21 protein-coding genes and 4 pseudogenes are annotated in these 26,442 nt (G+C 59.3%); 11 read left to right on the top strand and 14 right to left on the bottom strand.

The features are described from left to right. Window positions 1-158: 158 nt before the first annotated feature. Both IVB05_RS32605 and IVB05_RS32610 read right to left on the bottom strand, forming a co-directional pair. Window positions 159-632 carry a hypothetical protein gene (locus IVB05_RS32605; RefSeq protein ID WP_247780101.1) on the bottom strand — a complete coding sequence of 158 codons (474 nt, stop codon included), beginning with the start codon at window positions 630-632 and terminating at the stop codon, window positions 159-161. Between the two features lie 8 nt (window positions 633-640). Next, a complete protein-coding gene (locus tag IVB05_RS32610; protein WP_247780102.1) occupies window positions 641-2,053 on the bottom strand; it encodes a histidinol-phosphate transaminase in 1,413 nt (470 codons plus the stop codon). A gap of 634 nt (window positions 2,054-2,687) precedes the next feature. On the opposite strand from IVB05_RS32610, the gene IVB05_RS43660 reads away from it, so the two are divergent. The 5 genes and pseudogenes from IVB05_RS43660 to IVB05_RS32635 all read left to right on the top strand — a co-directional run. Continuing rightward, window positions 2,688-3,290, top strand: a complete 603-nt coding sequence (locus IVB05_RS43660; RefSeq protein WP_276578726.1) for a hypothetical protein — start codon at window positions 2,688-2,690, stop codon at window positions 3,288-3,290. A 12-nt stretch (window positions 3,291-3,302) separates the two neighbouring features. Further along, window positions 3,303-4,922 carry a murein biosynthesis integral membrane protein MurJ gene (gene murJ, locus IVB05_RS32620; RefSeq protein ID WP_247780103.1) on the top strand — a complete coding sequence of 540 codons (1,620 nt, stop codon included), beginning with the start codon at window positions 3,303-3,305 and terminating at the stop codon, window positions 4,920-4,922. Between the two features lie 138 nt (window positions 4,923-5,060). After that, window positions 5,061-5,327 carry a hypothetical protein gene (locus IVB05_RS32625; protein WP_247780104.1) on the top strand — a complete coding sequence of 89 codons (267 nt, stop codon included), beginning with the start codon at window positions 5,061-5,063 and terminating at the stop codon, window positions 5,325-5,327. A gap of 386 nt (window positions 5,328-5,713) precedes the next feature. Next, window positions 5,714-6,048, top strand: a pseudogene (locus IVB05_RS32630) (IS3 family transposase); the annotation flags it as partial. 27 nt (window positions 6,049-6,075) lie between these two features. Next, window positions 6,076-6,233: pseudogene (locus tag IVB05_RS32635) on the top strand (transposase); the annotation flags it as partial. A gap of 93 nt (window positions 6,234-6,326) precedes the next feature. Here IVB05_RS32635 and IVB05_RS32640 read toward each other — a convergent pair. The 4 genes from IVB05_RS32640 to IVB05_RS32655 form a co-directional block, all read right to left on the bottom strand. After that, window positions 6,327-7,094: an FkbM family methyltransferase gene (locus IVB05_RS32640; RefSeq protein WP_247780105.1), complete on the bottom strand. Its 768-nt coding sequence runs from the start codon at window positions 7,092-7,094 to the stop codon at window positions 6,327-6,329. 154 nt (window positions 7,095-7,248) lie between these two features. Continuing rightward, window positions 7,249-8,868 carry a murein biosynthesis integral membrane protein MurJ gene (murJ, locus tag IVB05_RS32645; protein ID WP_247780103.1) on the bottom strand — a complete coding sequence of 540 codons (1,620 nt, stop codon included), beginning with the start codon at window positions 8,866-8,868 and terminating at the stop codon, window positions 7,249-7,251. A 132-nt stretch (window positions 8,869-9,000) separates the two neighbouring features. Then, on the bottom strand, window positions 9,001-10,107 hold the full coding sequence (locus IVB05_RS32650) for a Wzz/FepE/Etk N-terminal domain-containing protein (RefSeq protein WP_247780106.1): 1,107 nt from the start codon (window positions 10,105-10,107) through the stop codon (window positions 9,001-9,003). Window positions 10,108-10,816: 709 nt separating this feature from the next. After that, window positions 10,817-12,301: an undecaprenyl-phosphate glucose phosphotransferase gene (locus IVB05_RS32655; RefSeq protein WP_247780107.1), complete on the bottom strand. Its 1,485-nt coding sequence runs from the start codon at window positions 12,299-12,301 to the stop codon at window positions 10,817-10,819. Window positions 12,302-12,636: 335 nt separating this feature from the next. Between IVB05_RS32655 and IVB05_RS32660 the strand changes: the two genes are divergently transcribed. Both IVB05_RS32660 and IVB05_RS32665 read left to right on the top strand, forming a co-directional pair. After that, window positions 12,637-14,001: a polysaccharide biosynthesis/export family protein gene (locus tag IVB05_RS32660; RefSeq protein WP_247780108.1), complete on the top strand. Its 1,365-nt coding sequence runs from the start codon at window positions 12,637-12,639 to the stop codon at window positions 13,999-14,001. A gap of 243 nt (window positions 14,002-14,244) precedes the next feature. Beyond that, window positions 14,245-14,628: a VanZ family protein gene (locus IVB05_RS32665; RefSeq protein WP_247780109.1), complete on the top strand. Its 384-nt coding sequence runs from the start codon at window positions 14,245-14,247 to the stop codon at window positions 14,626-14,628. Between the two features lie 494 nt (window positions 14,629-15,122). On the opposite strand, the gene IVB05_RS32670 is transcribed toward IVB05_RS32665, so the two are convergent. The 4 genes and pseudogenes from IVB05_RS32670 to IVB05_RS32685 form a co-directional block, all read right to left on the bottom strand. Then, window positions 15,123-15,743: a DsrE family protein gene (locus IVB05_RS32670; protein ID WP_247780110.1), complete on the bottom strand. Its 621-nt coding sequence runs from the start codon at window positions 15,741-15,743 to the stop codon at window positions 15,123-15,125. A gap of 35 nt (window positions 15,744-15,778) precedes the next feature. Further along, a complete protein-coding gene (locus tag IVB05_RS32675) occupies window positions 15,779-16,306 on the bottom strand; it encodes a hypothetical protein (protein ID WP_247780111.1) in 528 nt (175 codons plus the stop codon). Between the two features lie 104 nt (window positions 16,307-16,410). After that, complete coding sequence (locus IVB05_RS32680; protein ID WP_247780112.1) at window positions 16,411-17,454, bottom strand: TAXI family TRAP transporter solute-binding subunit; 1,044 nt, start codon at window positions 17,452-17,454, stop codon at window positions 16,411-16,413. A 691-nt stretch (window positions 17,455-18,145) separates the two neighbouring features. Further along, window positions 18,146-18,604 (bottom strand): annotated as a pseudogene (locus IVB05_RS32685) (SDR family oxidoreductase); the annotation flags it as partial. Between the two features lie 255 nt (window positions 18,605-18,859). On the opposite strand from IVB05_RS32685, the gene IVB05_RS32690 reads away from it, so the two are divergent. From IVB05_RS32690 to IVB05_RS32700, 3 genes and pseudogenes are all read left to right on the top strand, one after another. Next, window positions 18,860-19,117 carry a thiamine pyrophosphate-dependent enzyme gene (locus IVB05_RS32690; protein WP_247780113.1) on the top strand — a complete coding sequence of 86 codons (258 nt, stop codon included), beginning with the start codon at window positions 18,860-18,862 and terminating at the stop codon, window positions 19,115-19,117. 391 nt (window positions 19,118-19,508) lie between these two features. Continuing rightward, window positions 19,509-19,655 (top strand): annotated as a pseudogene (locus IVB05_RS43815) (cupin); the annotation flags it as partial. Window positions 19,656-19,806: 151 nt separating this feature from the next. Next, window positions 19,807-20,397: an NYN domain-containing protein gene (locus IVB05_RS32700; RefSeq protein ID WP_247780115.1), complete on the top strand. Its 591-nt coding sequence runs from the start codon at window positions 19,807-19,809 to the stop codon at window positions 20,395-20,397. 293 nt (window positions 20,398-20,690) lie between these two features. On the opposite strand, the gene IVB05_RS32705 is transcribed toward IVB05_RS32700, so the two are convergent. The 3 genes from IVB05_RS32705 to mddA all read right to left on the bottom strand — a co-directional run bounded on the left by IVB05_RS32705 (window position 20,691) and on the right by mddA (window position 23,505). Next, entirely contained in the window at window positions 20,691-21,953 is a 1,263-nt protein-coding gene (locus IVB05_RS32705; RefSeq protein ID WP_247780116.1) for a CoA transferase, read from the bottom strand. Window positions 21,954-22,277: 324 nt separating this feature from the next. Then, on the bottom strand, window positions 22,278-22,700 hold the full coding sequence (locus IVB05_RS32710; protein ID WP_247787187.1) for a GFA family protein: 423 nt from the start codon (window positions 22,698-22,700) through the stop codon (window positions 22,278-22,280). Window positions 22,701-22,728: 28 nt separating this feature from the next. Then, the gene (gene mddA / locus IVB05_RS32715; protein WP_247780117.1) at window positions 22,729-23,505 is read right to left on the bottom strand and encodes a methanethiol S-methyltransferase; all 777 of its coding nucleotides are present in this window, start codon (window positions 23,503-23,505) and stop codon (window positions 22,729-22,731) included. Between the two features lie 124 nt (window positions 23,506-23,629). On the opposite strand from mddA, the gene IVB05_RS32720 reads away from it, so the two are divergent. Beyond that, window positions 23,630-25,186: a winged helix-turn-helix domain-containing protein gene (locus IVB05_RS32720; RefSeq protein ID WP_247780118.1), complete on the top strand. Its 1,557-nt coding sequence runs from the start codon at window positions 23,630-23,632 to the stop codon at window positions 25,184-25,186. Window positions 25,187-25,221: 35 nt separating this feature from the next. Here the strand turns inward: IVB05_RS32720 and IVB05_RS32725 are convergent, their stop codons facing one another. Further along, a complete protein-coding gene (locus IVB05_RS32725) occupies window positions 25,222-26,241 on the bottom strand; it encodes a hypothetical protein (RefSeq protein WP_346771886.1) in 1,020 nt (339 codons plus the stop codon). Window positions 26,242-26,442 lie beyond the last annotated feature (201 nt).

Genomic DNA, 26,442 nt, shown 5'->3' on the forward strand with positions numbered 1-26,442 from the left:
TGGACCCAAACAGGACTAGGACATTGCTGATTGCATAATTGAGAGAGTCCATGATGTCGCTAATGAATCCGGATTGCTCGCCCTCCAAAATCCGTCGTAAACCGGAAAAAAATGATAACTCAGCGCCGATCCGACAGCAGAAAGAATGCAGAAGAGGCCTAAAACTCGCAGCTTGCCTGCTTTTCGCGCTCTTGAAGGCTGCTGTCGCCGGATAGACAAGGCATGTGAAATAACCCATTCGCAAAATATAATCTTGAAGAAAAACGTAAGGCGTCCCGGGCAGCCAGCGCGTCCAGGACAGAAAAAGATAAAGGACGCCGAGAACGGACCACCCCAGGAGCAGGCGACTGCGCAGCCAGACTCCGAAATAACGAACGCCATAGCCAACGTAAACGCCACATAGAACCGCAACCGCGATAAGTACTTGGGCCGATTTCGTCCTTCCAATAATAAGAGGACGCTATTGCCAGAATGATGGTGACAAAGAACAACCAATCGACAATGAACATCCTGTCTTCAACGGCCCGGCGACGAATGGCCCGAAACTTGGAAGGCGGGGAGTGCCTTTCCGAGACGGCATCCATCACTTCGCCCTCATTTCCGAGCAAAATTCCCTCCTCCTTTCCGCTCACGAAGGTTTCTAAGCGGCGTTAGTAGCAATTGCGGTTCTGTAAGCACTGTCGGCCGCGAGAAATTTCGTGAAGCCTTCTCCTCCGCCGATTGTGGCGCGAACGAATTCGCCATCGAAATAAGCACTGCGGTCACGCAGAAAGACCCGCCGTTCCGCCATAAAAGAAAGATAACGTTCGGCGGAATCGACTTCGTAGGAGACGAAATTCCCCGCCGAAGGGAAATAACGGATACCGCGGTCGCGGCAATAGACGTAGAATGCTTCTTTGTTGGCGTTGACCGCCGCCACAAAGGATTGCACCTTGGCATAATGATCAAGCAAATATTCCGCCGCGGTAGCGCTCAACATGGTCACGTCCTTCACATTGTCGATCCTTTCCAGTGTAGCAATCAGAGCTGGCCGCGCCAGGACATAGCCCAAGCGCATGCCGGCAAGGCCGAAGGCCTTCGAAAAGGTGCGAACAATGACAAGATTGTCATGGTCGCGTAAAAGCGGAAGGGCAGTCTCTCCGGAAAATTCCCAATATGCCTCGTCGACAACCACGAGGCCGTGGAACCTGGCCGCGCTTGACAAGAGCCGCGCAAGCCCGGCATTGATGATCTGGTAACCGATGGGATTGTTAGGATTGGTGACGTAGAGCAGACGCGGCTCTTGCCGCTCCATTTCCTTCAATAGGCCATCCAGAGAAGCGGCCGAGCCGTCGTGCATGGGATGACCGACGATTCTGTTGCCGAACCCCTGCGCTTGGGCGCGGAAATTGTCGTACGTGGGCATGATCACCATGCACACGCTCTTATCGGTAAATGCCTGCAAAATCAGGCGAAGGCCGTTGTCGGAGCCGTGCGTAAGAAGAATATGTCCGTCAGACTCGACAGCCACGTGCGCCGCGAGTCTCTTCAAAAGGCCGGCATGGCGCGCTTCCGGATACCATTTCAGGTAATGGTCGCTCGAAAACAGCTCGCGCATGACTGCGAGCAGCTCCCGATCAGGCGCCTCGTCGGCCTCGTTCCAATCGAGCTTATAAGACGCGATTCCCTGCCGTTGATCGGCCCAGGCATGCTGCGCTGGCAGGCTGTAGCTCTCAAATGACGAGAGCTTGTAACTGCCCATCTGTCGCGAAATGATGAGCACTTTGCCGTCAGAATTGGTGAAGAATTTCTCCCGCTCTTCGATGTAGATCGGGACGCCTTTTCCGATGTGCAGAACGAGCGCCTGTTGGAGACGCGCTTTTTCCTCTGCCGACAGAGGTTCGGAACAGCGGATGAGCGCAACAACCTCCAACGTCGAATATTGCACGAGTTGGAAGGCGCTAATTTTCGTATAGTCCCTGAACAGCGTATAGAAATCGATGGACGGCAGCCGCGCGCCGTTCAGGCCGACGATATACTCGTCCTTGCGGCCAAGCACCCTCTTCACGCTCATTTCCTTCCTCCGCGAAATGTTTTCCTCGTCGTGTCACAGCATGTCCCATTGGCGACAAGTCGATAATTGCCAGGCGACGCTGCCCGAAGGCAATGCTGGCCTGCTCGTTTAACCAAACTCCGCTGTCGTCCGGCCCGCGGTGGCTCAGGGTTTGCGTCATTGCAGACGCCCGTCTTTTCAGATCTTGCAGGCTGCAACTATTACGCTCCCAAATACCGGAAATTCCGCACATCCTTGAAATGAGCTCCCTAATGAGAGGACGTCAACGCATGGCATCCAAACTCACACGCTAGCAGCATAGTATTTTGAACCGGTCCGCGGTTCGACCCTTTCGGGTTAACCCATTCAAGCCCAGACCAGCAGATCGCGGAATGGGGCAAGCGCTAAACCGGGAAGTTCAATCGGCGTGGAGAGCTTTGGATCGCCGAGCGAGAGAACTGGTTCTCCGCCGAACGGCCCCGCGGCTCGTGCCGAGTCGCGTGTTCGCCAAGGGAACTAGCAGCATAGTATTTTGAACCGGTCCGCGGCTCGACCCTTTCGGGTTACCTATTCTCGATCACCAGAAGCCCGCAATAGTGCTGCTCGGCGAACCCACCTACTGTTGCTTCGTCGTTACTTGCGGTAATTGTCTTTGTTGCAGCGGATCAACTACGTCAGCGAGGCCGAGCGAACCATGTGGGAATCCCGCGGTATCGGGCACGACCTCGGAAGATGCGATCGTCAGCGTGTCTTTGAGCAGCGTTCCTTTGCTCCATTCCGCAGGAAGTACGAAAGCCTGCTGGAGCGGGCCGCACACAGGAGACGCGCGCGCGGCATGAGATCGCGAATTCGCGGCAAGTCAGGATTTCTCGCGGCCGCAGGGCTGCTAGAGTATGCTCTGCAGTTTTTGGTCCCTGTCATTCTGGTCCGCCACCTGTCCACGCAGGAGTTCGGGGACTACCGCCTGGCGTGGCTGGTCGCCCAAACGGAGTTGATCCTCTTTCCCCTGTTCCTGCCGCAGTCCCTATTCTATTTCCTGCCGCGCGCCGCTCCCGGAACCCGCCCAAAGCTAGTGGGCAACACGTTCGCTAGTCTCTTCGCCCACAACCTTGATGGCGCCCGCAAGCTGATATCGAAAGGGTATCTGCTGCTAGCGCCGCGTGGTGGCCAAGGCGGAGCATCTGCCGAAGGGCGCCAATCCGCGCTTCATCGTGACCTCGCTCGCACGCGAGTCCGTTGCAGCACGGGAGCTTTATGAGACAATTTAGGCATGAGTACATCCACAAACCTTCTGGAAACGGCTCCCCCGCGCGATGGCGCGCCCAAAAGCCAGGGGACCGTGATTCACGCTGGCCGCGCCATCTCGGTCGTCTTGTATGTCACCGTTGCCGCCCGGCTGCTGAGCATCGTCAGCCAGGTGCTGACGGCTTCGGCCTTTGGCGTTGGCCCAACCATGGACGCCTATACGGTGGCGCTGATCGTGCCCACAACCATTTCTGGCGTCTTGACCGCGGCGGTAGGCGCGGCATTGATTCCGGTCTTTGTGGACTACCGCGAAAACAAAGGCGAGGCGGAGTCCATGCGCCTGCTCTGGGCCGCGATGACGCTGGGCACGCTGATTGCGCTGGTGGTGACGGTGGCGCTGGCCGCGGCCGCGCCTCTGGTGGTGACGGTCTTCGCGCGGCAGATGGATGCCCCCACGCAGACGCTGGCGGTCATCCTCCTGCGCTTCTTGATGCCCGTGCTCTTGTTGCAAGTGCTGGTGACGCTGGTTGGCTCCGTTCTGAATGCCTATGGGCGGTTTGCTCTGCCAGCGCTGGCTCCCGTCACGATTACGCTGAGCATTATCGCGTTTCTGCTGTTTGCGCGTTCCTGGGGCATCTATGCCCTGGGCTGGGCCACGATTGTGGGTTATTCGCTGAATTTCTTGCTGCTCGTCGTTGCCTATCTACGCATGGGGCTGCGCTTTCATTTCGATTTTTCCTGGCGGCATCCGGGCATTCAGCGCATTGCCGCGCTTTCCACGCCCATGCTGATTGGGGCGCTGATGGTCAACGGCAACAATCTGGTCGATCAGTTTATGGCTTCGCTCTTGCCGCCGGGCAGCATTGCCTCGCTCAGCTACGCGATCAAGCTGGTGGATATGCCCTCGGGGATCTTTTATACGGCGCTCTCCACGGCGCTCTTGCCGGTCTTCGCGCTGCAAGTGGCCCGCCGCGAATTTACGCTCTTAACCACCACCTTCCGCCAGGTGGTCATTTTTTCCGCAATCATCCTCTTGCCCGCTGGCGCGCTGCTGAGTTCGTTGTCGCGCCCGGTGGTGGAGATTTTCTATCACCATGGCAATTTTAGCGCGCAGGCCACGGATGTGGTGGCGTCCACCGTGATGTTTCTCGCGCCGAGTATATTCATCGTCACCTACGGCTTTATCAACGGGCGGATGTATAACGCCCTGCAAGATAATCGCACGCTACGCAACGTTGCCCTGCTTTCGCTGGTGCTCAACGCCGTCCTTGACTATCTGCTGATGCAAATCTGGGGCGTGGCAGGTATTGCGTTCGCTACCACGCTGACCTATCTGATTGGCGCGCTGACGCTGCTGCTCATTCTCAACAAACGGCTGCAAGGGCTGCGCCTGCCGGAGCTTGGTCTTTCGCTGGGCAAAACCGCGGTGGCGGCCGCGTTCCTGTGGCTGACATGCGCGCTGCTGGCGATGCTGCCCCAGGTGGCCGCGCTGCCGCTGCTGGTACAGATCGTCTTGCTGAGCGCCGCGGGCCTGGTGATCTATGCTGCGCTGCTGCTGGTCTTGCGCGTGCCAGAGGTCAGCCTGCTCTGGGCCATACTGTGCAGTCGGCTGCCCTGGGCCGCGCGCGGGCAAAAGCGCAGATGAGCGTCTCGATGTTTGCGTACCCTGTGAGGAAGGAAGAACTTGCATGAGTGTACAAGCGGCTGGCTCCCCGCCAAAAAGCCTTAGCCTGGCAGACCTGGTCAGGCAGGCGCGTGCAGACGAACACGGTCGTGGACCTGCGTGCGGCTCTTCTGGTTGGGCGAGCGCAACCCTCGCCGCGTCCCCGGCGCGTTTCGCTTTCCCTTCGGGCCGGTGCGCTATATGGACGCCGGGGCGATGCTGTCGCTTTATCGTGAGATCTTTCTGGACCACGGCTATGAGGTCGCCGGATTAGGCGACGCGCCGGTGATCCTTGATTGCGGCGGGAACATCGGCATGAGTGTGATCTGGTTCAAGCAGCGCTATCCGCGTGCCCGCATCATTGCGGGCAAGTTGGCCAAAAGCTAGAACCGTGCTCGGAATAGCGATCGCTGGAGGGCTACTTCTTGGCATCGCTGTCGCAATGCTGCGCGATCTCTTAGATCGAGGCATCCGCGCCAGCCGGCAGGAATCTCATCTAAGCAAAGATGGCGGGATCGAGCGACCTCTTCCTGACGCGGTTCGACCAGATCATCAATTTGAAGCATCGGCAAAGGCAGTGCGCCTCACGGGTTCGGGGTGAAGAGTACCATCTTCAGCAACCATCGGCATCCGCCCGGCCGGTCGTTTCGTGCTGAACACGAAGGCGTTGCGTTTACGACCGACACCGGTCAGTGGTCCGTTAGGAAGCTGATCTGATCGTACTTTGGATCGCGGGCAGCGGCCATAGGCGATCGGATCAGGCGCAATAGCGCGCCAACGAGCGGCAGCGTTTCGGCTACCGCCGGCTGTTCGTCCTGCGGCGGCAGGAGGGAGAGCCATCGGGGATCAATCGGATCTACGGGCTTTTTCGCGAGGATGGACTCGCCGTCCGCAAGCGGATCATCGGTATACGCACAAGCGGCGGGCCCGCCGGAAGGCTGTGAGGACCCGTGCTCCGAATCCTGGTCGAGGCGAGCAACGTTGGTCGCCGGACTTCGTTCACGATCGGTTTGCCACGGCCCTTCCGGATCCTCAACATGGTCGACGACGTGACCAAGGAGCGCCTGGGGCCATTCCGGAGACGTCGTTTTCCGAGCGGCGCGCTGCCGAGAACTCACGGCGATCGTCGGAGCAGATTATCGCGGAGTTGGAGGAGCGGGGGCAAGGACGGCCGACCTGGCTCGCAAGCATGGGATCTCCGAAGCGACAATCTACAACTGGAAGGCCAGATTCGGCGGCAGGGATGTCTCTGAGGCCAAGCGGTTGAAAGCGCTGGAACAGGAGAATGCACGCCGGGTGAGCAGCTCGGCGAGCTCACAGTCACGTGTCACCATCCCGATGAAGCCGACGTCCTCTTCTGCTCATGTTAAGATGCGTCGCGAATCCCTACACACGCCAGGCATAGAGCCAGACGAAATATTTTGCGCTCGGTGCCGACAAAAACGGCGTGGGCATGGGTGGCCCTGGCAGTTCATCACACACCTCTGCGCGGCTAACCGTGATGCGGAAGCCCGCTTGCGTAAGCGCCGTCCACAGTTCCGCCACCTGGTCTTGCACATCAGGATTGCAATGCAATTCGCACGAAAGATAGTTGACCAACCTCATTTTGCCCGTGGCGCACAGGTCTTTGAGCACGCCAAATTCGCTGCCCTCAATATCGACCTTGAGATAATCCACCGGCTCGGTAATCAGGTCACTTAAACGCACGGCGTTCACCAACACCCCTGGCCGCGGCGCCAGGTCGGGCCGCTGCTTATCGCCGACATGGCCGCCCAGTGATCCCTCGGGCACAAACGATACCTTGCCAGTGGCATCGCTAACGGCGGCGCGAACCACCGTGACCGAGGTGAGGCCCAGCGCGCGCACATTCTCTTCCAGAAGGTCGGCGATTTGCGGGTCGGCCTCAAAGACGGTGATGCGGGCACGCGGATAGCGCTGCTTGAACCAGATCACACTCATGCCGATGTTCCCGCCGCAATCAAGGATCACCGGCGCGTCGCCTAATCCGGCGACCTCATAGCCGCGGTCCAGAAAGATCTCACGATAAAGCGACAGCATCGCCCCGGCGTCCATATAGCGCACCGGCCCGAAGGGAAAGCGAAACGCGCCGGGGACGCGGCGAGGGTTGCGCTCGCCCAACCAGAAGAGGCGCACGCAAGTCCACGACCGTGTTCGTCTGATGACATGGACCATACCACGCGCCTGCCTGACCAGGTCTGCCAGGCTAAGGCTTTTTGGCGGGGAGCCAGCCGCTTGTACACTCATGCAAGTTCTTCCTTCCTCACAGGGTACGCAAACATCGAGACGCTCATCTGCGCTTTTGCCCGCGCGCGGCCCAGGGCAGCCGACTGCACAGTATGGCCCAGAGCAGGCTGACCTCTGGCACGCGCAAGACCAGCAGCAGCGCAGCATAGATCACCAGGCCCGCGGCGCTCAGCAAGACGATCTGTACCAGCAGCGGCAGCGCGGCCACCTGGGGCAGCATCGCCAGCAGCGCGCATGTCAGCCACAGGAACGCGGCCGCCACCGCGGTTTTGCCCAGCGAAAGACCAAGCTCCGGCAGGCGCAGCCCTTGCAGCCGTTTGTTGAGAATGAGCAGCAGCGTCAGCGCGCCAATCAGATAGGTCAGCGTGGTAGCGAACGCAATACCTGCCACGCCCCAGATTTGCATCAGCAGATAGTCAAGGACGGCGTTGAGCACCAGCGAAAGCAGGGCAACGTTGCGTAGCGTGCGATTATCTTGCAGGGCGTTATACATCCGCCCGTTGATAAAGCCGTAGGTGACGATGAATATACTCGGCGCGAGAAACATCACGGTGGACGCCACCACATCCGTGGCCTGCGCGCTAAAATTGCCATGGTGATAGAAAATCTCCACCACCGGGCGCGACAACGAACTCAGCAGCGCGCCAGCGGGCAAGAGGATGATTGCGGAAAAAATGACCACCTGGCGGAAGGTGGTGGTTAAGAGCGTAAATTCGCGGCGGGCCACTTGCAGCGCGAAGACCGGCAAGAGCGCCGTGGAGAGCGCCGTATAAAAGATCCCCGAGGGCATATCCACCAGCTTGATCGCGTAGCTGAGCGAGGCAATGCTGCCCGGCGGCAAGAGCGAAGCCATAAACTGATCGACCAGATTGTTGCCGTTGACCATCAGCGCCCCAATCAGCATGGGCGTGGAAAGCGCGGCAATGCGCTGAATGCCCGGATGCCGCCAGGAAAAATCGAAATGAAAGCGCAGCCCCATGCGTAGATAGGCAACGACGAGCAGCAAGAAATTCAGCGAATAACCCACAATCGTGGCCCAGCCCAGGGCATAGATGCCCCAGGAACGCGCAAACAGCAGAAACGCGATAATGCTCAGCGTAATCGTGACGGGAGCCAGCGCTGGCAGAGCAAACCGCCCATAGGCATTCAGAACGGAGCCAACCAGCGTCACCAGCACTTGCAACAAGAGCACGGGCATCAAGAAGCGCAGGAGGATGACCGCCAGCGTCTGCGTGGGGGCATCCATCTGCCGCGCGAAGACCGTCACCACCAGAGGCGCGGCCGCGGCCAGCGCCACCGTCACCACCAGCGCAATCAGCGTGCCCAGCGTCATCGCGGCCCAGAGCAGGCGCATGGACTCCGCCTCGCCTTTGTTTTCGCGGTAGTCCACAAAGACCGGAATCAATGCCGCGCCTACCGCCGCGGTCAAGACGCCAGAAATGGTTGTGGGCACGATCAGCGCCACCGTATAGGCGTCCATGGTTGGGCCAACGCCAAAGGCCGAAGCCGTCAGCACCTGGCTGACGATGCTCAGCAGCCGGGCGGCAACGGTGACATACAAGACGACCGAGATGGCGCGGCCAGCGTGAATCACGGTCCCCTGGCTTTTGGGCGCGCCATCGCGCGGGGGAGCCGTTTCCAGAAGGTTTGTGGATGTACTCATGCCTAAATTGTCTCATCTGATGCCGCGCGCGCCTGTCGGCCGTCAATGAGACGCTGCCTAAACGCAACGCCTTGGTGTTCAGTACGAATCGACCGGTCGGGCGGATGCCGATCGTCGCTGAGATGGCGCTCTTCACCCAGAACCCGTGAGGCGTACTGGCGTTGCCTTTGCCGATGCTTGGGATTGATGATCTGGTCGAACCGCGTCCGGAAGCGGTCGATCGATCCTGTCATCTGGAGCACTTAGACGAGATTCCTGCCCGCTGGTGCGGATGCCTCGATCTAGGAGATCGCGCAGAAATGCGATAGCGATGCCAACAAGTAGCCCTCCAACGATCGCTATTCCAAGCACGATTCTAGCTTTTGGCGAACTTGGCCTCAAGGGTGGCGACGCCGCAGAGACGAGACTCGCCTCGAACACCGGCGAGGATTGTTGTTGCGTCGCTACTGTCTTACGCAGCACGTAGCGAAAATTATCATAGGCGTTTTCGGATGATTCCGCAGCGGCTGCCAATTTATCGATGGTAGCAGCGGAATCCGCTGGCTCTTTCCTATTCTTACTATAGTCCTCCAATGCCTTTTGGGCAGCTAATGCTTGAGTGCTCAATTCGTTCAGTCGGTCCTTAACCCATTGATCGTCTTGCAAGCTGCCCTTGTCCATTTGATGGGTAATATATTTTTCTGCAACGGCGTTTGCGATCTGCGCCGCTCGATCAGGATCTCTGGAACCGAAGGTAATCTCGACAAGATACGTAGGGCCGACACGCTTGGCCGAAAGCTTGCGTTCGAACGGTTCCAAGGCATAGCGCGCGGCGCTAGCTTCCGTCGCCGGTTTACTCCAACCGAGCAGCCGGGATATCATGCCGCTACCTTGGCCGGTCGTAAATTCCAGGTCTTGAGCAAGGCCGAGCTTCTCGATCACGGCGCTAGCGATGCTCTCAGACTTTATGATTCCGATCTGGCTTTCCACGGCCGTTGACACCGACGCAGCGTCCGCAAAGGTCGCTTTCGCGTTTACGATGAGTAGCGCCTTGGCGGTGAACGTAGGTACCACGGTGATGAGGTAAAGTGTAGCAACGCCAAGCGCCGCGAAACATGTCAGCGATATGATCGGTACATGTCGTCGTATGAAGGCCAGCACGGCCAGCACGTCTGCCAGCGACACGACCGGCCCTGGACGAAATTCAGGCGGCCCATTGTCGCGATTTATCCAATTATCGGTCCTGCTGTTCTGCAACATTTCCTACCAGCCTGATAGTGGATGCTCAATCACGTGCGCAATTTCATAACGAAGAGGTCGGTTAAGATGCAGCAGACGAAGGCACGTCAATAAACATTGCAACTACCTTACGATAAGGAAGTACTTGGCCGCCGGGACGGTGAGTACAGCAGGGACGAAACGATGATCGAGGACCGCCAAAGCCGAAGGAGCCGACGCAAGCCACTACTGACAACGCATCTAAATGCCTTCTAGCAACGGTCGCTGGGGCCGCGCTGCCGCCATTGACAAAATGTGCCTGGAACTTGGTAGGGGGCGGCAAAAAAGTGGACAACGCATAACTCATGGTACTCTACGATCCAGTCGCTCATCTCCAGCGAGAACAGTACATTCCGGATCACTGGATGGGAATGGATGGGAATTGGCAATAAGTGGGTAACTACGACGGTCCATTGAGCCGCGGCACTGCCGGATTGAAGTTCGAGCCGCAATCCGCTTGCGTACCATCCCAATGGGTCTGGCGGTGACCCGCCACTGAGTATTTCCTCCAGGAGGATTTAGTCGTCCGTTAATAAGCCCGATTGAGCGGGGCTGTACAGGCGAGCGGGCGCCATAAATAGAAACAGGCACCACAGTTCTCTCAGCCAGGCGAGGATGCGTCGGAAATTGTAGCCGACGACTGCGCAGGATACGCAACTGCCGGCCGACGGAGGATTGGCCTTTCAAATTCTCAATAGGCGTTCGCGTAGGCCTCTCTGGAGAAGAACGTGAGCAAAATGATTCGCAGGTCGAAAAGAAGCGACCAGTTATCGATGTAGTACAGATCGTGCTCCACACGACGCTGCATTTTCTCGAGCGTATCGGTGTCGCCGCGATAGCCGTTGACCTGAGCCCAGCCCGTAATGCCGGGCTTGACGTTGTGACGACGGAAAAACGACGAAATCAGCTCAGCGAACACCTCGTTTTGCGAGGTCGCGTGTGGACGGGGCCCGACGAGCGACATGCTACCGGCCAGGACATTGATCAACTGCGGAAGCTCATCGATATTGGTATGGCGCAAGAAGCGTCCCAGACGAGTCACTCGTGGATCGTGTCTGACGACAGGTTTGAAATTGCCGCCATCCTCCATCACTGTCATCGTTCGGAATTTCAGGACGCTAATGGGCTCGTTATTGTAGCCGTGCCGTGTCTGGCGAAATAGCACCGGACCGCGAGAATCGAGCTTGATTGCGAGCGGAACGATGACGAAAAGGGGACTAACCAGAATAAGGCCAGCGATTGCGGCGGCAACGTCGAATGCTCGCTTGATTGCTCGGTTGAAAGGAGTGAGGGGGCACTGGCAGATCCGCATTGTCACCATGTTGCCGAACTGAGTGATCCGCGACACGGCCATGAGATCGATGGATCCAATAGGGACGACATGAACGTCAACTGGCAGGTCTGATAGAGCGCTGGCAAGCGCGAGAGCAGACCGAACTTCCAGCTCCGAAGTCAGAATGACAATGTCATCCGCGCGGAGGAGCCGGCAATCCGCAACCAGTTGGCGGGTATCAGGTAGCGCTTGGACCGCGCCGGGACGGGCCACTACTGAGGTGTCGGTGCGAGCCGTCGGAAAGTCGAACGAGCGGATGGTCCGAAGTCCTGTGGCGAATGCTCGAGCGGAAAAACGGGAGCAGTGACTCGGATCCCCTATAAGTATGATGCGCCTGGCGTCGATCAACCCTGATGCAATGGCAGGCTGTAGTAGTGAGAACCATATTGCCCGCGTGCAAAGTACCGTAATGAAAACACTCACAGCTTGGGCTACGATAGTAGCGCGCGAGTAGTCTCCCGAGACTTTCAGGAGGAATATCGTCGCGATGAAGAAGGCGAATACGAAGAGAACGCTGCTGGCGCCGCTCCAGATGAAAACGTGTCGAGGCTGCGTCTGGATCCGCGAGTATTGCCGGAGCCCTATAGAAACGAGCAAAAGCATTGTGGAAATCAGAAATGATTCCGGAATGTACTTGGCGTCGTCCGGATTCAGCAGGATCACCCGATGATAGAGGACGGCTGCGAAATAGGCCGCGACGGCTACGAGCACGAATTCGGTACTTGCTACCAATACCAATAGCGCAGCTAATCGGCCGCCCTTGCCCGCTGGGATGGCCTTGCTGCCAGCGACCAACTGGGCCGGAAGCTGGGTAGAGGTCGGCGAATTGGTAACATAACTCACCAGTCACCCCCAATCGTTCCCAGTCATCCGCCTTCCAGCAAATCATTAGCATTCGGGTAACTGGGCGGAAATTGGCTATAACTGGGTAGAGAGAGGTAACCACGATGGCCGATTGAGCCGGGGCGGTGCGGAGTTAAATTGCCGAATAATCAAGAGGACAGATCTGGCGAACATAGTGAAGAAGGCGGTGAGCGCCCGCAGCGCCAATGAGGAAACAGAACGTTGGTTTTGCGGATGGTCTGTTGGGACGGTCTGCTCCAACGGGGGACAGATTTGAACGATTTCACGGGATGAGCACGTTGGTGATGACCACGTTGGTACAGAGAGTTTCCGCCATGACGAACTCCATGCTGCGCAATTGTTCCCAGTTCGACGTGTTTGGCAGTAAGTCCGGCCGTTGCCTCAAATGGGGCCTGGTGGCTATTGCCCTGGCAATCTCTACCCAAGCAAAGGCCGAATATCGAGTAAACATCGGAGATGTCCTGGAGGTGGCCGTGGCTGGCGTACCGGAGCTACGGCATCGTGCAACCGTCCAAATGGATGGCAACATCTCGTTGCCGCTGGTCGGAATGCTTCCAGTAGCCGGCCTTCCCGTACCGCAGATTCGAGCCAAAATCGGCACCGCACTGGCCGGCAAGGTGTATCGGCAGAGGACTTCGGATGGCCGTGAGGCCGTCATCGTGATCGACGCGAATGAGGTCACGACGACCGTGGCGGAATACAGGCCCATATACATAAATGGCGACGTCTCGAGGCCGGGTGAATATCCTTATCGTCCGGCAACCACCGCACGCCAACTCGTCGCAGTTGCGGGCGGCTACGACATCATGCGTATCAGAATGAACAACCCGTATCTCGAGTCAGCAGACCTGAGAGCCGAGTATGGATCGCTTTGGACGGAGTTCGCCAAAGAGCAGGCGCACTTGTGGCGTATCAAGACGGAACTCGGAGAGGCGACCCAGATCAGTCCAAGCGCTGTGACGGACGTACCGATAGCTCGATCGGCGATTTCGGAAATCGTCAATGCAGAAACGGAGTATTTGAAGACGAGGCAGAGTGATTATCAGAAGGAAAAGACGTTCCTTCAGCGCGGCGTCCAACAGGGAGAGGACCAGGTCCGCGTGCTCTCAGAGCAGCAGAAGAAAGAGGAAGAGGGTTTTCAGGCAGACCTCGAAGAACTGCAGAAAGCGTCCGACCTCTACGGCAAGGGTTCATTGACCAGCCCTCGCGTGACGGATGCGCGGCGCGCGGTGCTACTGTCATCAACTCGGAAGCTGCAGACCTCCGCGCAGCTCATGCAGGTAAAGACGCAACAGGACGAGCTCACCAGAAGGCTGGGAAGGCTCGACGACCAGCGGAGGCTCGACTTGCTCCGTGAGCTGCAAGCCACCAGCTTGAGGCTCAACCAAATCCGCGAAAGGCTGCAGAGCGTCGGCGAGAAGCTTCAGTACACTGCGATGGTTCGATCACAACTCGTACGAGGAGCCGGCAGTAAGCCCGACATCGCCATCATTAGAAAAGGCGAGAAAGGGCCGGAACGGATTATCGCGAGCGAAGATACCGAGTTGCAGCCGGGTGACGCCATCGAGGTCACCCTCCGATACCAGGACGGTCCTGACGCGCCTCCCCGAAAGCTGAGCAGTTCAAAAATCCCACCGGCGCTGACCACGGCCGATTCGCTGCGCGTCGACAGCAGGTGATGAGGACCAGAAGCGGCGCGATCGTCGGGACCAGCAGATCCTCGTCACCGCTCATCACGCGCACGACAACAAGATCGACAAGCTCGCCGAAATCAGCGGTCAGGATTCCATCGGCATCATCTATTCTACTCTCACGCGCACCTTGGCTTTGATTGCAATCCCGACGAGTACAAAATCCATGGCAAGCTCTGCGCTTGGGCTAGTTACGCCAGGCAGCAGAGCAAAGCCGAGAGGAAAGACCTCATGTTTCAACGACTAATTAAGTTCGCTGCATGGGCCGGTCTGTGTGTCATTGCTTATTCGACCCTGTCGCCGCTTAGAGATAGGCCGGTTTTGCTGACCTCGTTGAAGCTGGAACATCTTGCGGCATTTGTCGTTCTCGGCACGCTCTTCTGCTTAGCCTATCCCCGACGCACTCGCGCCGTCCTACTCATCGTATTTGGCAGCGCCGCGTTGCTTGAGCTTCTGCAGTTGCTTACTCCGGATCGCCACGCGCGAACCTTAGACGCAATCCAAAAAATTGCTGGAGGCGCCGCTGGCGTTTTCACTGGCCGCGCTGTTCTACGTTTCGATCGAGCACGTTTCTGGTTGTTACGCGGCTCAGACACCCACCCACCCACGCCCTGAAATCCGCTGCGAGGCTATCCCGCGTCGTGCTTCCCGAACTGTCGAGAAGGCCACCAACATTAGACATCATAGCTTTCGCCTCCTCGATTCCTGCGGGGGCGGCCTTGGCATAGTGGCCTTGGCGCTTTGCTCGCATCGCCGCGGGTGCCGAAAGTTCCTCATTTCGCAAGGATCGATGGATCGTAGGTTTCTGCGAGCGCGAAGTTCGCCTGGGCGCTTCCCATCTCGACTGCGCGCTCGAGTACAAGCCGCGCCGCGCCTATGTCCGCCGCCTCGACTACGGCAAGACCTCGAACACTCCATCGCTCCGCTTTTAGGTAAATCCTATAACTCGCATCGAGGACCCCACCCACCCCTTTCGGGTTAGGCTGCTGGGTGCTCTCCTCGCTGGTGAGATATCCGCAGGAAACCCTGCAGGAGCGCTAGGCACAGCGGAGCACCATCGATGAGCATTGTGGGCAACTGGAAGCTGATCTCGGGATCCAGCACCTCGCTCACGGCTTCACATAGGACCATCCCTTCTCCTGCAACTCCATCACGCGTACGACGCCGGACTTCACTACTTCCGCCTGCGGAACAATCGGAATGTCCTTGTTCTCGGCCTTGTGCATTCTTTCCTGAGTGTTGCCGCAGGCCTTGAACGATACCTCCGGCCTGCTCAGCGCCATCTCCTCGATACGGGCCTTTACCGGCGATGTGTCATCGCGCAGCATATGCAGGCCGGGCCCGAACGTGACCACCTCGATTTTCACGTTCTCGCCGACATCCTTATAGTATTGAGCAACATTCGTTGCGTTGTTGAGCGCAAGATTCATGGCGGCGGGGTCGCTCGTGTTTACCTGCAAAACTAAATGGTGCGCCTTGGAGTCCGACGCAAGCCGAGCGTTGGCGGCGAGAAGGGATCGTTCCCTCTTATGTGTGGTGACTTTACTATGTTTGGTGGCTTTACGCGTGGCGGCAGCTTTTTCTGCAACGGGCGGCTGGTACACAGCAGGATTCGTCGTTGTCGGTACCCAGTACCGTCCGCCTCGCTCGGCCGCCGCGAATGACGGGGCGCATAGAACTGTTACGGCTCCTATGGTGGCTACCCTCGCAATATGTTGAAACATGTTCATCGGGCTCTCCTATGGACAAACTTCATCGGACACGATCATCTGTTCCGCTTCGCGACCGGGTGTGACCATTTACATGCAATAGTCATCTTCGCGCGAACCGCTTCCCACCCGCCGAGCGAAAACGTTCCATCCAGCGCGGTTCCTGTGCGGGGTGCAAGGCGCACGCTGAGGCTTCCAGCGTCCGGAAGGGACTGCAGCAAGCGAATAACGTCGCCCGCGAACGCGACCCCTGCTCCGAACGCCGGCAGCGCTGCCGCGATCTGCATCTGCTGACCGTCGTTAACACGATAGGAAATCGCGTAATCGTTGCCGCGGCCCGAAATGCCGGGTCCTGCGACCACCAACTCGGTCCGACCTCTGCGGCAGTGAATTGAAAGCTTCATTGCGGTTTCGGCCGCCGCACCATCGTTCGACAAGGTCGTGGCGGTGGCAACGGGTGAATAGTCGACTGGCGAGGTCGTTTGACTGATAATCCAGTTGTCGCCTTTGGAGGTCGCCTGATGCGCAGTCGCGATTGCCCGCGACACCTTGGCCAGGCACTGCAGCTGTTCGGTGCGCTCCATCGGGATGCAGTCGCGAAGCTGCGCCGTCGGATCTTCTGCCCCTTGCGTCCAGGCAATCCCGCTTGTGAGCGCGATTCCAGCTACAATGGGGATGGCTGCGCCTCTCATTGCGATGCATGCGCTGCGCGCGGTTGGCGTTCGAGCCACGCTTGCGCCGCAGGGAAGCGCGCGAGGCCAGGAACCGTCGCCGCGAGATTGATCAATTTCCATTTCGGGTCGAAGCCGGGCTCCTGCAGCTTGCCGATCCGCGAGAACAGATGATCGACGAAACGTGCGGTGCGCTGGAAGCGGTTCGATTTGGCTGGGAAATTGAAAGCGACGAGAGCGGTCGGAACGGCAATCGTCGTTACTCGTTCGCCCGGCTTGATCAGATTGGGATAGTCCGCGGCATCGAGCGCGGCGGGCAGATAATAGTCCTCGAACTTGCTGTCATAGGGCATTGGCAAGAACTTGAACCCCGGCTCCCAACGGCCGCGTACGAAAGCATCTACCGGCTTCGAAGTAATGAAGACGATCCCCGCCACCTCGCCCTTACGCATCTGCTCGAGCGCGACCTGATGCGGGATGAACGTCTTTTCCACCTCGAGGCCCAGCCGACTGAAGATCAGAGGGCCCGAATAGGCTGCTGCGGTCCCTTGGGTATTGAAGTTCACTTTTTTACCTGCCAGATCGTTCAGACTCTGAATCTCGGGACGAACGAAGATATGAAGTTCGGACGGGAATAGATTCAGGACGTAGGCAAGCCGTTGCTGAATATCCGGCACCTGGCTCTTATATTCCTCCAGCGCGTCGGAATTGATGATCGCGGCGTCGATGCCGCGCAAATAGAGCAGTGAGTTCACGTTTTCCGTGGCACCGCGTGTCACGATCGGCAGAACGTGCAGATTGGGTCCATCATCTACGACACGGGCAATCTCCGCCGCCAGGCGGATTGGCGCACCCTCGAGAAGGCCTCCTGCAATACCGACTGTCCAGGCATTCATCGCCACTTGCGGCTTTTGCGCCTCCGGCTCGCGAGGCAACAGACGAGCGCTTTGCATTCGGGCATTTTGCGTCTGCGCGTCCGCAGCGAACGGCTGAATGATCACGGGCAACGAGGCCAATGCCACGAGTAGAAGTCGCGGACCTAAACCAGCAAACCAATTCATCAGCCAATTCCTTTCCAAGCTTTGAAGGCGCTGCCGATCCCCCGGTGCCGGAAGCCCTGTGCTAAGGATGAAGCGTCCTCCATGCGAACCTTCGTCACGCGTTGCTCATCCGCCGCCGCGTATCGCGTCTGATCCGGGGAAGCCTGCGGTTGGGACGCCCATACCATCACGACGACAGCGGCGGCGATCCAAACGGGCGCCGCTCGTCCCTCCGCTTGCAGGTGCATCATTGTACTCCGGACAAATAGCGTCCTGTCCGAATCGGCGCGCGACGTGCTTGAGATCTCGTAGGCGACAGCTACGTCATCCTTGCTTGAGAATGACCGGTTCTTCATCGGGCGACCCATCTGCCATCAACCGCCGCACGGTGTGATGGCCCTTTCCAATGCGTCATCACGCACCTTATGCACGTCGCTTGCCCGCTGCTGGCAAACTCTTAAGGGGTACATCCAAGAAAGCCGCTCCCAGCATCAGGCGACGCTATGACCAACCAGATCGAGAGCTTGATTCCAGTAACCACCGTAGTCGGCGGGGAAGCGCACAGTAAGAACGCTTTCGATTCAACCTGTCGTTTTCTAATTCCCGTACTCTTTTCTGCGCGGGAGTTTGCACGAGTTGCCGACAACCCGCTTCCATTCTAAGGAGCACGAAATGCGGTGCGCCGCGCGGCGCAAGCCTGCCGTCGCGACGGTCAGGCGGTGCTGCCGGCGTCCACCGTCAGAACGGTGCCAGTGGTGTTCCGGCCGCCTTCTCCGAGGAGATACTCGACCATGGAAGCGACGTCGTCGGCCTCGGGCAATCAGCGCAACGCGCTGCGGCCGGCGATACGCCGGCGGCCGTCGTCATCCAAGGACTTGGTCAATTCGGTGTCGACGAAGCCGGGCGCGATCGCGTTCAGGGTGATGCCGAGCTTGCCGACTTCGCGGGCCAGCGGACGGGTGAAGCCGCCGGCCGCGGCCTTGGACGCGGCGTAGACGGACAGGCCGTTGCCGATCGAGGCGATGATGGAGGAGATGTTGACAATGCGGCCGACGCCGTCGGCCATGGTCAGAACGATCGGCGACAGCACGTTCAGACGGATCAACGCCGACGCCGACGACCAGGTAGGTGCCAGCGTCGCATCGGTCCGGCCGATCGGTGACGATCGCATCGACCTCGGCATCCGCAAGCAGCGCCTGGATGCGATCCGGATCAAGATCGCGCGGGCACAGAAGCATGCGGCGGACGACCTCGTCGAGCTCGATTATTGCGAGCGCGGACTGCATCGACATCCACCTTTGCGCCGCCGACTCCGCAGGCGCGGTCGGCTAGATTGCCGCCCCCCGAATTGCGCAAAATTCATTTCGACGCAGTGCGGGTCGTCTGACCTGCCATGAACGTGTTCTGCAGCAACGGCGGTTTCCTGATGACCGCGAACGAGTTGGCAACTGCCGTTGCCCGCCGGCTCAACATAAGGATCGTGATCTCCAACAATCAATCGTACGGCACCATCCGTACGCGTCAGGAGAGAGCATTTCCGAAACGTCCTGGAGGTGCGGGCCTGTCTAACCCCGATTTTGCGACCCTTGCCCGCGCATTCGGCGCGCAGGCTATACGATCACGAGCGCAGCGCTGGCGGCCGAGGTCGTCGCGGAAGCAATGTCGGCGAACTGCCCCGTTGTGATCGAAGTTCGATCTGATGTACGCTAAACAATCGATCGATCCTCGTTGCGGCGTCTGGCTGATGCCTCAGGGCGGCGCGTCTAGTCTGGCGGCTTTGGTGCGCTCGGTCGCCGAGATTCATCCGGAGTTCGGTCTTTGTACAAACAGCAGGATCAAAGGGTAGCTCGCATTGTAGCTTCATCTCAAGTTTGGACACGGCCTGAGGTGCCTCTTTGGGGGTAACCCCCGTTGAGAGACCCGTTGGGCGCGCTGCAAAAGCTACTTGCGGCAAAGTGGCCCCTTCAGTTTTTTTGGGATAGTCTGATTTTGTGGGTCCCGGAAGAATAGCAGCCGCTACTAACGACACCGGGATGCTTTTGAAGCCGTGCATACTCATTCAATCCGTGGAGGTCGACGCTGCGCACGTCAAATGGCATGTCGAGGGCTATGTGAAGAAGATCGCCTTCTTCCGCCAGACCGTTCCGTTCGGACTCGGCTACGCCGTTCGCGCCATCAACAAGCTCAAGCGGATGGTCTTTGTCCCCGGCGGGCGTCGCTCCGCCCGACCACGAGGCCCTGCCCCACTCCATGATTTAATGGGCAAGTCTACTCGCGATGCCACTCCGGCCCGCTTTTCTGCGCCGCGCAAAACGCACAACGTGAACTGATGTTTCTAATGCCTTGCTGTCCGATTTGGGAGCCATCGACTGAATGTCATCTTGCTCTACCAAGGTCGCACTCCTTATCGATGGCGCTAATCTACATGCGGCCAGCAAGGCGCTTGGTTTCGATGTGGATTACAAGCGACTGCTCAAGGAATTCCAAAGTCGGGGGACGCTGGTTCGCGCGCTCTACTACACCGCGATCATCGAGGATCAGGAATATTCGTCGATCCGTCCCTTGATCGATTGGCTCGACTATAACGGCTATACCGTGGTCACCAAGGTGACCAGGGAGTTTACCGACGCCAGCGGCCATCGCAGAGTGAAGGGCAGCATGGACATCAAACTCGCTGTTGATGCCATGGAGCTTGCCGAGCATATCGACCAGATGATTCTGTTCTCAGGTGACGGCGACTTCCGCCCGCTGGTGGAGGCGGTCCAACGTCGGGGAGTTCGCGTCACCGTCGTCTCGACCATTGCCAGCCATCCTCCGATGATCGCCGATGAACTTCGGCGTCAGGCCGACGCTTTCATCGACCTCGTGGATTTGAAGCCCAAGCTTGGCCGCGACCCGTCCGAGCGGTCAGCCTCGCGCGAGCCGCGCCATCATGCGTTACAGTTGCGCGATCACGACAGCTGACAACGACCTTCAATGATCAAGTAACGCACAACGCTCGCTGTTCTGCTCTTTTCATTTTGCAGCAACGCAGACGACTCCTGGAATGAAAAGACCGCAGGCATTTTCGCGCTGCGGCCCCCGGGTTCAAAAAAACGCTCGATCCGCCATCCCGGTTCTTCGAACACTGAGCCGAATATCTTCGAGTGTGGAGTCGCAAAATGCTGTTCCAGACGAGGAACACATCGGGTGTTGCGCAACGGAGACAGCATCGAGGACGTGTCCCGCTGCAGACATTCAAACTCGATCGCCGCCGCTCAGGCCGTATTGCCCGGCTTCCCGAAAGCCCCCGCCTCGGCCAGAGCCGCGATACGTCGCTCATCATAGCCGAGGGTCTTTCGGAGCACTTCCCTCGTATGCTCGCCGAGCAGCGGCGCCGCTACGGGATCGACGGTTGGCGTCAGGCTCATCTGCAGCGGCGTTTCAATATTGGGGACGGTGCCCGCGGTCGGATGCGTAATCCGGCTAAGACGATGGCGGTCGCGCACTTCCGGCGCGTTGAAACCTTCCTCTACGGTGCGCAGATAGCCGACCGGTATGTTGGCCTTCTTCATCTTCGCCATCCAGTGCTCGAGGCTGTCGCTGGCGAAGATACCGGCGATGATGGCGCGCAACTTTTCCTTGTTGGCGGTTCGGTTTTTCCTGTGGGCAAACTCGGGATCGGTGACGAGGTCCGGTCGATCGAGCACGTCCACCACGAGCCGGCGGTACAGGCGGTCGTTGGCGCAGGCCATGTAAAGCGGCCCATCGGATGCCTGATAGACACCGACGGTGGGCGAGCCGTTCGGTGAATTCCCGAAGCGGCCCGGATTCGCGCCGCTGATTAGATAGGCCATGCCGTAGAAACCGGTCATCGTCACGGCGGTGTCGATCAGCGCCACTTCGACCTGCTGGCCGCGGCCGAGCCGGTCACGGGCAATCAGCGCCAGCAGGATCGCGTTGCATGCCGACATGCCCGTCGCCATGTCGACGATCGGCGGACCGGTCCGCACCGGCTCCCCATCCGGAAATCCATTCAGCGACATGAAGCCGCTTTCGGCCTGCGTGATCGGATCGAAGCCCGGGCGCAAGGCGAACTCGCCCTTGCGGCCGTAGGCCGAGATCGAGCAATAGATCAGCTTCGGATTGGTCGGCGCGACGGAGGCATAGTCAAGACCGAACCTCTTCATTATGCCGCCGGAGAAATTCTCCACGACGACATCCGCTTTCGCGATCAGTTCACGGGCGACTTCGAGCGCCGCAGGATTGTTGAAATCGAGCGCGATGCCGCGCTTGTTGCGATTGAGGCTGAGAAAGGCCGCGCTCTCGCCGCCGATTTCCGCGTGTTCATAATGGCGGGTATCGTCGCCCCCATCAGGGTTTTCGATCTTGATCACTTCGGCACCGAAATCGGCCAGCGTTTGCGTGCAGGCCGGGCCGGCAACGACTCGCGTGAAGTCGACGACCAGCAGACCATCCAGCGCAGTCGGTTCGCCCATCACGCGCGGCGTTCGCTCCGGCAATTGCGGTCTGGCAGTCATCTCCGGCATTTCCTCTTGTTATTCTGCCTGGCGAAACGAAGGCTTTCGCCGCGACTTCAAGACTTTCTTACCGGAACCAGACGGATAACGCCAAACCCCGATTTTGCAGGGCGGGACCTGCCGCTGACATAGCTCTTGAGACGGCACGCGGGCCTGCGGCATGGCCCTCGCATTCAGGCTGCAGGCCCGGACTCGACGGTCACGCTACCCAAAAAGGTGCCGCCCGCCCCCGGTTTGATCCGGGAGTCGAGCGGCGTCTCATCGATGCGCCGATGCCGCGAACAGCATTCGCAGCGCCGTTACTGCTGTGGAAGCCCGTCTTTCCTACTCGGCGATCACCTCACCGGAGCCGCCAAGCTCGGCGGGAAAATCCTTCAGTTTGGGCAGCCCATCCCGCATCGGCAGCACCGTCTCGGCGTAGTTGACGTGCACGCCGGGCGTGAAGGGGAGTGTCGGGAGGGTTGCAGCGAAGACATCGACCAGCCCGAGCGTCGGATGATTGGTCATCAGATGACCGCCGCACTCCGCGCAGTATTTGCGCTGGCTCATCGGAGTCTTCTCGAACGTCGCGACGTGTTGCGCCCCCGCCGTGATCCGTACCGCTTCCGGCTTCCACAGGCTAAATGCGTTCACCGGTCCGCCGGACCACGAACGGCAGGAACTGCAATGGCAATAACCCATTCCTTCCGGCGCACCCGTGACCTGGACCTCGACCGCGCCGCAAAAACAGCTTCCGGTATGCTTCATCATTTCTGTCTCCTTGATTGAGAAGTGATCAGGCCGGCCTGCGCCAGGGGAATAGCATGGAAACGCGTTCCCGATAACGGCGATATTCGTCGCCGAACATGGCCACAAGATCGCGCTCCTCGAGCATGATGCCGACGAAGATGTAGGCCGTGGTCACCGCCGAGAACAGCAAATGCCCGGCGCTCATCGTCGGGGTCGCCCAGAACGCGATGATGAAACCGAGATAGATCGGGTGCCGGACAAAACGGTAGAAGAACGGCGTCCGGAAGACGGGCGCCGGCATCTCGCGGCCTGCGAGATTGTTGGCGACCTGATGTAATCCGAACAGTTCGAAATGATTGATCAGGAAGGTGCTCGTGAACACGATCACCCAACCAACGAACGACAGTGTAGCGATCACCACCGCCATTTCGGGCTCCTGGACGTTCCAGATGATGGCCGGCATCGGACGCCATTGCCAGAACAGCAACAGAAGCGTCAGGCTTGCGCACAGCACATAGGTGCTGCGCTCGACAGACCTCGGAATAAACCGCGTCCACCAGTGTTTAAACGATTTACGCGCCATGACGCTATGTTGGATGGCAAATAGCGACATCAGTATGAGATTGACAACAATTGCCTCGAATATCCCCGAATTCGCGCCGGTATCGATCGCCTTCGGCACGGCGAGCCCCGATACGAACCCGATGGCGTACAGAATCGTGAACAGAAATGTGAAATAGGCCACACCGCCGAACAGAAATGCAGTGAATCTTAGCACCCGATTGCCCGGTATCGCCGGGTGGATGGCTTGGGTTTCTGTCATGAAAATTGACTCCGCTACGGGAAATGGGATTGCAGCTCCCTGTTTTGGCAGGATGCACGGAGAACGGCGCCAGGGCTTTGCCTTCGGCTTTAGACGGACTTGATTGTTTCTTGAGAAAGCTCACGTGAGATTCGACTTCGATAATCACATCCTGGACACCGATCGTCGCGAGCTGCGTCGTGGCGGCGAACTGGTGGCGATGCAGCCGCAAGTATTCGACTTGCTGGTTCACCTGTTGAAACACTGCAATCACGTGGTCAGCCGGGACGATCTCATTGCGCTGGTGTGGGGAGGACGGATCGTCTCGGACTCGACGCTGGACAGCCGGATCAACGCCGCCCGGAACGCGATCGGTGACAACGGCAAGGAACAGCGGCTCATCCGCACCATTCCCCGCAAGGGGATTCGCTTCGTCGGCGCCGTGAATGGGCTATGCGAGGCACAGGCCGCTTCGCGCGCAGCAGCAGAACAACCGCGTTCGAGGTTAGCGCTGCCCGACCGGCCGGCAATAGCTGTACTGCCGTTCGACAATATGAGCGGCGACCGGGAGCAGGAGTATTTCTCCGACGGGATCAGCGAGGACATCATCACCGCGCTGTCGAAATTGCGCTGGTTCTTCGTGATCGCGCGCAACTCGTCGTTCACCTACAAGGGCAAGGCGGTCCAGATGAAGCAGATCGCCGCTGAGCTCGGGGTGCGCTACGTAGTCGAAGGCAGCGTGCGGAGGAGCGGCGATCGCGTACGCATCACTGCGCAGCTCAACGACACCGCAACGGGTAGTCATATCTGGGCGGAGCGTTACGACCGCGACCTCATCGACGTCTTCGCCGTGCAGGACGAAATCACCGACGCCATCGTCGCCGCGATCGAGCCGCAGATTTACGCCGCGGAGAACTTTCGCAGCCGGCGCAAGGCGCCCAACAGCGTGGACGCCTGGGACCTGGTGATGCGGGCGCTGTCGCATCACTGGCGGGTGACGCGGCCTGACAGCCTCACCGCGCAGGCGCTGCTGGAACGCGCGATTGCGATCGATCCGGACTACGGTCAGGCGTTGGCCCTGTTCGCGACCAACCATATGTTCGGCGTGCATCTGGGCTGGACTGACCTTGCAACTGCAGCGCCCGTCGCCGAACGAGCGGCATTGGCGGCGATTGCCGCCGATAGCGAGGATGCCTGGGCGCATACGGCCCTCGGCAGCGTATATTTCTCCACGCGCCGGCTCGACCATTCGCTGGCCGAGTTCGAACTGGCGCTCCAGCTCAACCCGAATTTCTCCCTGGCGCAGGGGTACCATGCCCTGGCGCTGTCCTATACCGGCCGGTGGACGGATGCCTATGCGGCGACGCAGCGCGCCATCCGCCAGAGCCCGCGCGATCCCTCTGCCGCTATCTATTACGGCGTAGCGGCCTACGCCCAGTTCGTCGGACGGAACTATCAGGAAGCGATCGCACTGGCGCAGGAGGCGACCCGCCAGCGTGGCGACCTCACCGGCGCCTACCGGGTGCTGACGGTCGCAGCCGGCATGACCGGCCAGATCGAACTCGCCCGGACCGCGCTTCACGAGTTGCGCCGGACCCAACCCAATATTTCACTCGCCTGGATCGCAACGCAGTTACCCTGGAAGCACGACGCCGATCGCGAGCACTATCTCGAAGGCTTTCGCCGCGCCGGACTGGAATGAGCTGCGGCGACGGGTCCTGGATTGCTGCTCTTGGATTACTGCTGCTTTTCCCAGAACGACAGCAATCCCTGCGAGGCCGAACCGCCGATCACACAGGGAATGCCGACCGCGACCTGACCCAGCGCAGCCGCAGAGACGCAACCGAGCGCGACCGCGCCGACGCCGACCTGACCCCAGAAGCTGAGGTCGCGGCGGCTATCGGAGCCCTTGATCTTTAATTCATCCACGGCGGCGAGCGCATCCTTGCGCAGGGCTGCGATCTGCACCGTGTCCGCCGCCTCGACCACTTCGGCGAGCGGTGCCTTGACCGCCGCCGGCTGTCTGGCAAGTTCGCTGCGGAGATATTCGCGCAAACCGGCGTCGCGGATCGCGTAGCTTGCCAGCGTGTAGCGCGCCATGCTTCCGACCGTCAGCTTGTCGATCGTGTCGCGGCTCTTGCTCCACGGCAGCATCTGGATGATGCGCTGGATCGGTGCATGCGAGCCGGTCGCAAAATAGTAGCCCCACAGCGTATCCAGCAAATCCTGGTTGCTCGCAAATGTGAGCGTCGTGTTCAGCTTCCGCTCGTCCTTGGCGAAGGGATTCTTGGTGAAGGCGCCGCGCAGCTTGTCCATCACGCCGGGCTTCATCTCCTCCAGCGGGATGTCGGTCAAGGTCGGCAGCTTGCCCGCCAGGTAGCTGTCGATCATGACCCGCCGGCCCGGCATTCGTGGCGCGACCCGGCGCAGAACGTTTCTCCAGTCGGGCAACCCCGAATAGGCGATGGCGCGAACGATCACCCATTCGTCCTCCGGTCGGACGGGAAAGAAACTGGCGATGAGCTGTTCGGCCTTCGCCGGATTCGAGCCGATCGCACCGGCGACAAAGCCGAGATAGATACCGGCATTCTCCGGCTCCTTGAACGTCTGCGAATGAAACAGCACGCGCACGGCGGCCGGGACATGTGCATAGTCCGGCTTGGCCCGGTAGTTATAGATCCATTGCTGGACGACGCCGAGCGAGGCACGCGGATCGACCTCCGGCGTCTTCTCTGCATGCGCGGGCTGAACCAGCATGAGGGCGGCGGCAACGAAAGCTGCATAACGCATGTGATGCTCCTGCGAGCCTGGACGCATGCGGCAGTTTTGGCGCGCGCGTCTTGGGCTCTCTCGATGGCGAAGCATGAAGCGCGCATTGCGACAATTCTGAGAAAGTCCGCATTAAGAGAAGACGTCAAAATTGTGGCGTATCGCCCGCAACTCACCTTATCCCAGACA

The organism is Bradyrhizobium sp. 170 (genome assembly GCF_023101085.1).
Classification (GTDB): domain Bacteria; phylum Pseudomonadota; class Alphaproteobacteria; order Rhizobiales; family Xanthobacteraceae; genus Bradyrhizobium.

Bases quoted from the DNA above. Each gene is read 5' to 3' on its own strand.
- IVB05_RS32610 (WP_247780102.1), bottom strand. From the start codon at position 2,053: ATGAGCGTGAAGAGGGTGCTTGGCCGCAAGGACGAGTATATCGTCGGC.
- murJ (WP_247780103.1), top strand. From the start codon at position 3,303: ATGAGTACATCCACAAACCTTCTGGAAACGGCTCCCCCGCGCGATGGC.
- murJ (WP_247780103.1), bottom strand. From the start codon at position 8,868: ATGAGTACATCCACAAACCTTCTGGAAACGGCTCCCCCGCGCGATGGC.
- IVB05_RS32650 (WP_247780106.1), bottom strand. From the start codon at position 10,107: ATGTTGCAGAACAGCAGGACCGATAATTGGATAAATCGCGACAATGGG.
- IVB05_RS32660 (WP_247780108.1), top strand. From the start codon at position 12,637: ATGACGAACTCCATGCTGCGCAATTGTTCCCAGTTCGACGTGTTTGGC.
- IVB05_RS32665 (WP_247780109.1), top strand. From the start codon at position 14,245: ATGTTTCAACGACTAATTAAGTTCGCTGCATGGGCCGGTCTGTGTGTC.
- IVB05_RS32670 (WP_247780110.1), bottom strand. From the start codon at position 15,743: ATGAACATGTTTCAACATATTGCGAGGGTAGCCACCATAGGAGCCGTA.
- IVB05_RS32675 (WP_247780111.1), bottom strand. From the start codon at position 16,306: ATGGAGCGCACCGAACAGCTGCAGTGCCTGGCCAAGGTGTCGCGGGCA.
- IVB05_RS32680 (WP_247780112.1), bottom strand. From the start codon at position 17,454: ATGAATTGGTTTGCTGGTTTAGGTCCGCGACTTCTACTCGTGGCATTG.
- IVB05_RS32690 (WP_247780113.1), top strand. From the start codon at position 18,860: ATGACCGCGAACGAGTTGGCAACTGCCGTTGCCCGCCGGCTCAACATA.
- IVB05_RS32700 (WP_247780115.1), top strand. From the start codon at position 19,807: ATGTCATCTTGCTCTACCAAGGTCGCACTCCTTATCGATGGCGCTAAT.
- IVB05_RS32705 (WP_247780116.1), bottom strand. From the start codon at position 21,953: ATGACTGCCAGACCGCAATTGCCGGAGCGAACGCCGCGCGTGATGGGC.
- IVB05_RS32710 (WP_247787187.1), bottom strand. From the start codon at position 22,700: ATGAAGCATACCGGAAGCTGTTTTTGCGGCGCGGTCGAGGTCCAGGTC.
- mddA (WP_247780117.1), bottom strand. From the start codon at position 23,505: ATGACAGAAACCCAAGCCATCCACCCGGCGATACCGGGCAATCGGGTG.
- IVB05_RS32725 (WP_346771886.1), bottom strand. From the start codon at position 26,241: ATGCTGGTTCAGCCCGCGCATGCAGAGAAGACGCCGGAGGTCGATCCG.